This window comes from Robinsoniella sp. (genome assembly GCF_034124845.1).
Map to the genome: position 1 here is coordinate 7,275 of NZ_JAWYAJ010000257.1, position 8,599 is coordinate 15,873.

Annotated in this window: 9 protein-coding genes; 3 read left to right on the top strand and 6 right to left on the bottom strand. The window is 43.8% G+C overall.

All coding sequences use genetic code 11. The annotated features are described in order from the left end of the window. Window positions 1-754: ABC transporter substrate-binding protein (locus ACH2DQ_RS12760; RefSeq protein ID WP_395026976.1), on the bottom strand; the 754-nt coding region annotated here is incomplete at its 3' end. 265 nt (window positions 755-1,019) lie between these two features. Between ACH2DQ_RS12760 and ACH2DQ_RS12765 the strand changes: the two genes are divergently transcribed. Genes ACH2DQ_RS12765 through ACH2DQ_RS12775 form a run of 3 tightly spaced genes read left to right on the top strand, consistent with a single transcriptional unit; the run spans window position 1,020 to window position 2,765 of the window. Then, window positions 1,020-1,748 (top strand): DNA alkylation repair protein, encoded by a 729-nt coding sequence (locus tag ACH2DQ_RS12765; RefSeq protein ID WP_394915762.1) that lies wholly within the window; start codon window positions 1,020-1,022, stop codon window positions 1,746-1,748. Window positions 1,749-1,764: 16 nt separating this feature from the next. Further along, complete coding sequence (locus ACH2DQ_RS12770; protein WP_394915761.1) at window positions 1,765-2,184, top strand: VOC family protein; 420 nt, start codon at window positions 1,765-1,767, stop codon at window positions 2,182-2,184. Beyond that, window positions 2,181-2,765, top strand: coding sequence for a TetR/AcrR family transcriptional regulator (locus tag ACH2DQ_RS12775; protein WP_394915760.1), 585 nt, complete (start codon window positions 2,181-2,183; stop codon window positions 2,763-2,765). Before ACH2DQ_RS12770 ends, ACH2DQ_RS12775 begins: the two co-directional genes overlap by 4 nt. Before the next feature lie 6 nt (window positions 2,766-2,771). On the opposite strand, the gene bioA is transcribed toward ACH2DQ_RS12775, so the two are convergent. The 5 genes from bioA to ACH2DQ_RS12800 form a co-directional block, all read right to left on the bottom strand. Continuing rightward, on the bottom strand, window positions 2,772-4,112 hold the full coding sequence (gene bioA, locus ACH2DQ_RS12780; RefSeq protein WP_394915759.1) for an adenosylmethionine--8-amino-7-oxononanoate transaminase: 1,341 nt from the start codon (window positions 4,110-4,112) through the stop codon (window positions 2,772-2,774). A gap of 13 nt (window positions 4,113-4,125) precedes the next feature. Next, window positions 4,126-4,806 (bottom strand): dethiobiotin synthase, encoded by a 681-nt coding sequence (gene bioD, locus ACH2DQ_RS12785; protein WP_394915758.1) that lies wholly within the window; start codon window positions 4,804-4,806, stop codon window positions 4,126-4,128. Further along, a complete protein-coding gene (gene bioB / locus ACH2DQ_RS12790) occupies window positions 4,799-5,770 on the bottom strand; it encodes a biotin synthase BioB (RefSeq protein WP_394915757.1) in 972 nt (323 codons plus the stop codon). Before bioB ends, bioD begins: the two co-directional genes overlap by 8 nt. Before the next feature lie 16 nt (window positions 5,771-5,786). Continuing rightward, on the bottom strand, window positions 5,787-6,356 hold the full coding sequence (locus ACH2DQ_RS12795; RefSeq protein WP_394915756.1) for a biotin transporter BioY: 570 nt from the start codon (window positions 6,354-6,356) through the stop codon (window positions 5,787-5,789). 175 nt (window positions 6,357-6,531) lie between these two features. Beyond that, window positions 6,532-8,599: CocE/NonD family hydrolase (locus ACH2DQ_RS12800; RefSeq protein ID WP_395026981.1), on the bottom strand; the 2,068-nt coding region annotated here is incomplete at its 5' end.

The window sequence follows — 8,599 nt, forward strand, 5'->3', positions numbered from 1 at the left end:
CAAGCGGCTGGCCCTCTCCTATCACTGCCATATCAAACATCTGAAGCCCCGGCCATTTCTGCTGTGCAAACAGAGCCAAAGGTATAATGCCATCCCCGCTTAACTTTTCAACCACCGTTTTAAATTCATCGTAATTTTTCGGTTCACTCAGTCCGAGTCTGGCAAAAACTTCTTTGTTATAGAACATCAGACAACACTCCGGAATAGTCGATGAAATCGCGTAATAATGTCCGTCCGCCGATTTTTTCACCTCAAAATTACCGTCCATATACTGGTCGAAAAAGCCCGTCTCTTCTATAACGGAATCTAATTCCGCCAGATCACCTGATTTTACCAACAGATCCGTTAACTGGCCTGTACATTCAAAGATATCCGGTAATTCTCCAACTGCTGCTCTTGTTTTCAGAACACTACCATCTGAATCTGTTCGATGTTCAATATTAATCTTTAAATCCGGATACGTCTCCTTCATAATCTCCAGCGCTCTGTCAACTTGTTCAATTGCGCTGTCTGCATAATAGGTATACAGTGTCAATTCCGACGGGATATCACCCTCGCTTTTCTCTCCGGCTGCTTGCGTCTGATCACTATTTTCTGTTCCAGGTGCAGATTCTTTTGATACTGACTCGCTGCTATTGGCAGATTCTTTTGACTCTTTCGATTCCGAAGTTTCTGTAGCAGCACCGCAGCCTGCTGCCATCATTGATGCTGCAACTGCCATCGATAAAAATTTTACAATTAACCTTTTTTTCATACTAGCTTCTCCTTTACATTTCATCTTTTTCTGTTTCTTTTCTGTTTCATGTTCTGTATATATATTCTATCAAATATAAATTTAATTTGAAATGTATCTGCCGTGTATGAAATGTAATATTTGTGTTTTTTCACTCATTTTCCAGACTCCGCAATCCTACTTCCCCCGTCTTCCAGTCCACATTATAAATTCTCAAAAAACAATTTGACGTACAGACTGTACGTATGTTAATATAAAACAAAAGATTAAAAAGGAGGTAATACATATGAAGCACAAAGAGCATTACAACGACGAATATGTACTGGAACTTTCTTCTGCACTGTCCTCTGTAATGCCCCACTTCAACTCGCAGAACTTTTGCAGTGACATAATCGGACATCTTGACGACAAAGAATTATACGCCAGATTTGACTGTATTGCAGATGCCATGGAAAAAAGCATGGGTAATGATTATGTAGAAAATATTCAGGCTTTTTATGAACTGCTGGGCCCCGAATTGTCCAAGCCGGAAGGAATGTTTAACTTTGGATGGTGGCTTTGGCCTATTGGCAGATATGTGGAACGAAACGGAAATGAAAACTGGAAGGTATCACTGGATTTCCTGAAAGAATTGACAAAACGGTTTACTGGTGAGTTTGCTATCCGTCCTTTGCTAAAAGAGCATCCCGCAGAAGTAATGGACGAGCTGATCATATGGACACATGATGATAACGTCCACGTGCGAAGGCTTGCCAGTGAGGGAGTTCGAATTCGTTTACCCTGGGGCATAAAACTGCATGCCGCGTTGGATGAGTTTGAACGGTATACTGAAATTCTTACTAATTTAAAAGACGACCCGGAAAAATTTGTGCAAAAAAGTGTTGGCAATAATCTGAATGACTTATACCGGGAAGCTCCACAGAAGGCGGAACATATCATTGCACAGTGGCGAAAAACACCTTCCGGCAAAGCACAGGAATGGATTATCAAACATGGAATGAGAAATCAAAAATAAGAAGGAGAAATGAAAAATGATAAAAAGTATATATCCCGTTTTAATGACCGAAAAGCTGGAAGAAAGCTGTCTGTTTTATAAAAATTATTTTGGTTTTACAGAAGCCTTTACTAGTGACTGGTATGTTAGTCTGTCACACCCGGATGGTCATGAATTAGCCTTTATTGAAGCGGGGCACGACACCATACCGGAATCCGGCAGGGCGATTATTCAGGGAATGATCTTAAACATAGAAGTGGAAAACGCTGCACAGATTTACGCAGAGCTAACAAAAAAGGCAGAAGGAATAGTCATACTGCCTTTACGGGACGAAGCTTATGGACAGCGGCATTTCATTATGCAGGATCCCAATAATATCATTGTTGATATTATCGAAGCCATTCCCCCAAGTAAGGAATTTCAAGAAAACTTCAACGCCGGAGAGATACCGTCATGAAAAGAGAGGAAGCCAAACAAAAGACAACAACTGCCTTATTGAAAATTGCCAGAAAGCATTTCACACAGCATGGATACTTCGATGTATCCCTGGAGAAAATTGCAGAAGAAGCCGACGTAACAAGGGGTGCGGTATATCACCATTTTAAAAATAAACAGGGACTTTTCCTGGCAGTGCTGGAGACTGTTCAAAAAGATATTGCAAGACATATCGAAAAGGAAGCGTTAAAAAGTGATGACCGGTGGGATCAGCTTATATTGGGTTGTCTGGGCTTTGTAAAAGGTGCAAATGCCAAAAACTGCCGGCGCATCCTGCTGGTGGACGCCCCAGTAGTGATTGGCTGGGACGCCTGGAGAAAAGCAGACCGGGAAAACTCCATGCATGTATTACAGGAACATATAGACGAGTTAAAACAACTCGGTTACCTGGCGGATGATGTTGATACTAAATTAATGGCCTATACTATTTCAGGAGCACTAAATGAGCTGGCATTAAATTACCCGAAACAGGATCTGGGAGAAATCAATAAAAAAATTGGAGTTACTATTGAATATATGGTTGGTGGTTTTCGCAAAAAATAAATTTCACTATAGCAAAACTTCACGAACAGCATCCCGGCACATATCCACCGCTTTATCAATCTCCTCTTCCGTGATAATCAGCGGTGGATTAAAATAAATGACATTTCCAAGCGGCCGCAAAATCAAGCCCTTTTTTAATGCTTTTTTATAAATCTGATAACCCATGCGAAGCTCAGAGGGATAATCAGCCTTCGTCTTCTTATCCGGTGTCAGCTCGCAGGCATTAATTAATCCCAGATGCCTTATTTCTCCTATATTGGGATGATCCAAAAGTGCTTCCTCTAATTTCTCATTTAAATAAACTGCCATTTTTGCAGCATGTTCCAGTATATGGTCTTCCCGCAGTATTTTCTGTACCGCAAGTGCAGCCGAACATCCCAGTGGATTACCGCTGTATGTATGGCTGTGCATAAATGCTTTTCCTTCACTGTAATCCGCATAAAATGCATCATAGATCTGATCCGTTGTTACGGTAATCGCCATTGGCATATAGCCTCCGGTAAGCCCTTTGGAAATGCACATAATATCAGGACTTACTCCTGCGTGGTCAAAGGCAAACATCCTGCCGGTACGTCCAAATCCTGTCGCGATTTCATCGGCGATTAACAGTACCTGATATTTGTTGCAGAGAGCCCGCAGTTTCTTTAAATACACTGCCGGATAGATACGCATACCTGCGCTTCCCTGAAGTAATGGTTCAACGATCATTGCACAGGTCTCGTCTGCAAATTTTTCAAATGCCTCTTGGGCATGGCAGATACATTCTCCATCACAGTGATCCCTGGATTTTCCAAATGGACACCGGTAACAGTCCGGCGCCTGGATCCTTATGGTATCCATCAGCATGGGCTGATAAATCTTCGCATAGAGATCCATACTTCCTACGGACAAAGCACCGATGGTTTCTCCATGGTACCCTTCGCTCAGGCACATAAATCTTGTCTTTTTGGGATGTCCCGTCTGATACTGATATTGGAATGCCATCTTCAAAGCACACTCTACTGCTGCGGAACCATTATCGGAAAAATTAAATTTACAGAGACCTCCCGGCAGAATCCCCGCCAGTTCTTCACATAACTGAATTGCAGGTTCATGGGTAAAATTTGCAAATATCACGTGTTCCAGCTGATCCAGCTGTTGCTTGATCCCTTCATTTATTTTGGGATTGCAATGTCCCAGCAGATTGCACCACCAGGAACTAACAATGTCCAGATAGGATTTCCCATCTTTGTCATATAAATATACGCCTTTACCATGATCTATGACAATCGGCTTTAGTTCTTCATAATCTTTCATCTGGGAACATGGATGCCAGATATACTTCAGGTCTTTCTCTGTTAAATTCATGTTTCTTCCTCCGTTACTCATATAATTGGATCAGCTTCTCTAGTGGAATGTCCAGATTCTCTGCTCCATCAGCCACACAGCCTATTACCGGTATGCCGCATCTGTGTTCAATCATTCTCTTATTGTCTTCTTCCATAGGATCTCCCGTATGGCAATGATTGCATATAATTCCTTTTACCGGCATTCCTTTTTGTTTCATATATTCGATTGTCAGTACTGCCGCATTAATTGTCCCAAGTCCGGCATCTGCAATAAGAACAGAGCTTAAGCCCAGCATTTTAATGATATCCTCCAGCCAGATTTCGTTTTCATCAAAACAGACCGGGCAGAGGATGCCTCCGCTTCCCTCCATGGTAATATAATCATATTCATGGCAGAGTTCTTGATATTTCTCCTTTATAACTTCCAGATTCACCGGATTCCCTTCCATTCTGGAAGCAAGATGAGGGGAAACCGCATTCTCATAGACATAGGGAATCATATCAGTCAGTTCCATGTCAATGACGGAAATCTTCTTCACAAAATATGCATCTCCCGGTATCAGCCCTGTTTCTGTCCTCACATTTCCACTTGCAGCCGCTTTAAAATAAGCCGCTCTCTTTCCAGCTTCCCGAAGCTTTTTTACAATGAGCGCCGTAATATAAGTTTTCCCCACATCGGTGCCCGTTCCCACTATAAAGATACTTTTACCCATGATACAGCACCGCCTTATACCCTAATTTTTCTAACAATTCCATATCCTGCCGGATACTGATCCCGGAAGTAGTAAGCATGTCTCCCGAAATTGCAGCATTTGCACCGGAGGAAAAGCACCGCTCACCTTTATCCGGCAGAAGCCCTCTTCCACCCGCCAGCCGTATGGATGCATCCGGTATCAGAAAGCGGAAAACAGCAACTATTCTGCACATTTCATCATTGGATATTATTTCATTTTCCTCAAATGGCGTCCCGGGTATAGGATTTAAGAGATTCACCGGAATGGACTTTACTCCCAGTTCACGCAGCGTCAGCACCATGTCAATGCGGTCCTCCATAGTCTCGCCCAGCCCCATGATTCCCCCGCTGCAGATACTTAATCCGGCTCTTTTTGCAGCCAGTAATGCCTCTATTTTTTCGTCATAAGTATGGGTTGTGCAAATTTCCTTAAAATAGCGCCTGGAGGATTCCAGATTGTTATGTACCCTGGTGGCTCCTGCCTCCCGGATTTTACGGTACTGAGCCTCACTTAATAGCCCAAAGGAGACACAGACGGCGATATCTGCCGCTTTTTTGACCTGTCTGATACTTTCACAGACCTGGTCTGTTTCCTCATCACTGAGCCTTTTACCAGATGTTACAATGGAATAACGGAGTACACCGCGCTCCTCGTTATATACCGCCTGACTGACAATCTCCTCGGATGACAACAGGGGATAAGTTTCTATTTTGGCTGGATAAAACGCGGACTGGGCACAATATTTGCAGTCTTCCGAACACCTGCCGCTTTTTCCGTTAATGATGGTACAAATATCGAATGCATTGTCACAGAATTTCTTCCGTATTTCATCCGCTGCACTGCAAAGTTCCTCCAGCGGCGCTTTTGCCAGGAACATTGCCTCATCCTTTTGGATAGTTTCTAAATTCCATACTTTTTCCTTTAAATCTTGTACACGATACAATACTGTTCCTCCTCTTTCATGAAAGATGGCTGATAACCGGTTTTAATCTTTTTGCAATAAACGCAGCCAGAAAACACAGACAAATATCTCCCGGAACCGCTAGAATAAAACAATATAAGATTAAGGGCCACAGACCGATTGGCGTATCAATGACGAAATTGCTGATGAAATAGTAATACACCATTCCCACGCCGTATACAATTGCAAGTCCTGTAAAGTTGGCAGCAAGTATCCTGCCCATATGTAAGCTTCCTGCTTTTCCCGCCATATATCCCGTCACATAACTGGCTGCCGCAAATCCGATAATATATCCAAAGCTCGGTTTAAAAATGTAGCCAAAGCCGCCGCCTTCCGAAAATATGGGCAGTCCGGCAAGACCTAAAACCATATATACCACCACACTGAGCGCTCCTAGTTTTCCACCCAGTAAAAGTCCAGCCAGCATGGTAAATAAAAATTGCAGTGTAAACGGCACAACCGGAACGGGAATCTTTATAAATGCACCAGCTGCAATCAGTGCCGTAAAGAGTGCACACATTACCATATCACTTGTCTTAATTTTACTTTTCAATTTTTCACCTCCCATTCATAAAATTTGTTCTTACTTAAAACTCTTACACAAAAACTTCTACACCAGTTAATATATAATAGCTAACCCCTATTGTCAACTAATTTGTATTTTTGGTTAACAATTCACCAAAAATGAAACCGCTGCATATTTCTCAGCGGTTTCATACTTCATTCATTATCTGCAATAAAATTTATACAACTGCCTCTTCCAGAAATGCCTTCGCCTGCGGAAAATCTTCCACCCACATCTCCACGGCGGAAGGATACTGCTTTCCATAATAAACGGTATTCTGAGCAACTCTTGTTTTTTCACTGTTAAAACCGCCGGTGGTATTGCTGTTTGGGAAAATAAAGTTTTTTGCACTGGATGTAATCGTCAGGCGGATTCGGTGACCAGGCTGAAATGTGTTGGAAATCTTTGTGGTTCTAATCCTGATGGGATACACCGTTTTCGGCTCCATAAAAACAGGCTGTTCGAAACCTTCCCGGTATCTGGCACACAACATGCCGTCAGCCAGTTTAACAGAACGTCCGTCTTCCCTAACATCCGTAATGCGGACAATAAAGTCCGTATCCGGAGCATCAGAAGAGATATATAGTTTTACCATCATATCCCCGGTAATGGTAACAGCCTTTTTTAACACCGGCGTACTGTAAACTAACACATCATTTCGTTTTTCTACCTCTGTGTAATCTTCCGGAACTTCCAGCTCATTTTCTGACATGTCGATCAGATGAGGCGCCGGATTTTCCGGATCGTAGCAATAAGTATCACTGCCATCAGCAGCCGGAGAATCCGTAAGTGAACCATTTGTATCACCGTCTGATCTGCTGCCTTGCAGCATATGTTCTGGACGACACGCTGATTCATCCGGCACCACACTTGCTGCATTACACGATATTTTGCCTGACAGCGCATCATCTTCCCGGCACGCCCCGGATAAATACAACACTTTTTTCGCTGCATGCTTTACAGGCCAATTCTCCGCCTGCTTCCACTTATTCTCACCCAGAGTATAATACTCAACCGGTGATGCCGCATCAATCCCGTTCTCCCTGCCTTTTAGGAAATGGTCAATCCACTTGAAGAACATCAGGTCGATGTCAAAACGTATGGCTTCCATTCCCATATGAATTCCATGAATATCATAATTTGCATTTCCGCTGTGCATCCAGGGTCCAAGAATCACCTTTCGCATGCCCGGGGGATAATCCTTTGTAAGCTCCAGTGCCTGGGTGGTTCCCATTCCGTTATCATCAAACCACCCGGACATAATCAGCGCAGGCACGATACGGTGATTTGGATTCCTTGCCTGCCAGTCCGAACGCTTCCACAGTTCGTCATTATCAGAATGCTTCAGCCATTTCTGCAAGAATGGGATATCATAACCCAGTGCCGCGGGGGCTATCCGGGACAATGGACGGATTCCCAGAACCTCTTCCCAATCATCCCTTACCATAAGGGCAGGGTCCATTTTTTTCTTAGACATGGCAAACGACCATGCCAGCATTCCAGACGTGAAGCAGCCGCCTCTTCTGGGCACATCCACAAACGCACTTCCCGCGCATACAATACTTAAGATGGCACATAGGTACGGATTTTGACTGGCTGCCGCCGCCCATTGCACATACCCCAGATAGGAGCCGCCTACCATACCGATTTTCTGGTTACAAAATGGCTGGGCAGCTATCCAGTTCAGCGTATCATCCCCATCCTCCACCTCATAATAATTTGGCAGAAATTCCCCGCCGCTTAAGTTCCGGCCCCGGACATCCTGGATTACAACCGCATATCCCCGCTGTACATAGCGGAAATAATTCTCGGCTCCGGCTTCTTTTTCATATGGGGTACGCACCAGCATGGTTGGAAATGGTCCTTCCCCATTCCCCGGAAGGTAGACATCCGTTGACAGTGTAATTCCGTCTCTGGTGACAACATCATACATTCCGGCATACCTGACCGGGCAGGGTTTGCAAAAATCACCGTCATAATCCAGCCAGTCTTTCAGGATGGTTTCTTTTTCATGCCCATCCTGTACCAGAACCCAGGCACATTCCCGGTTCGGGCAGATCACTCCTGTCAGAGCGGAGTCCAATACCAGGAAATTCTGTGGGAACTTGATTCCTCTCTGCCCCCAGATGCCATCCTTTCTCTTTGTATAGCGCTCAGAAAAGGGAGTCGTCACTTCGGGCATATTACAACCCGTGAATATTTTTTCATAAGTTTCTCTGCGCTTTAAAAACCGCATAATATCCAGC

Excerpts from the sequence above, each read along its gene's own strand:
- ACH2DQ_RS12765 (WP_394915762.1), top strand. The coding sequence starts at position 1,020 with ATGAAGCACAAAGAGCATTACAACGACGAATATGTACTGGAACTTTCT.
- ACH2DQ_RS12770 (WP_394915761.1), top strand. The coding sequence starts at position 1,765 with ATGATAAAAAGTATATATCCCGTTTTAATGACCGAAAAGCTGGAAGAA.
- ACH2DQ_RS12775 (WP_394915760.1), top strand. The coding sequence starts at position 2,181 with ATGAAAAGAGAGGAAGCCAAACAAAAGACAACAACTGCCTTATTGAAA.
- bioA (WP_394915759.1), bottom strand. The coding sequence starts at position 4,112 with ATGAATTTAACAGAGAAAGACCTGAAGTATATCTGGCATCCATGTTCC.
- bioD (WP_394915758.1), bottom strand. The coding sequence starts at position 4,806 with ATGGGTAAAAGTATCTTTATAGTGGGAACGGGCACCGATGTGGGGAAA.
- ACH2DQ_RS12795 (WP_394915756.1), bottom strand. The coding sequence starts at position 6,356 with ATGGGAGGTGAAAAATTGAAAAGTAAAATTAAGACAAGTGATATGGTA.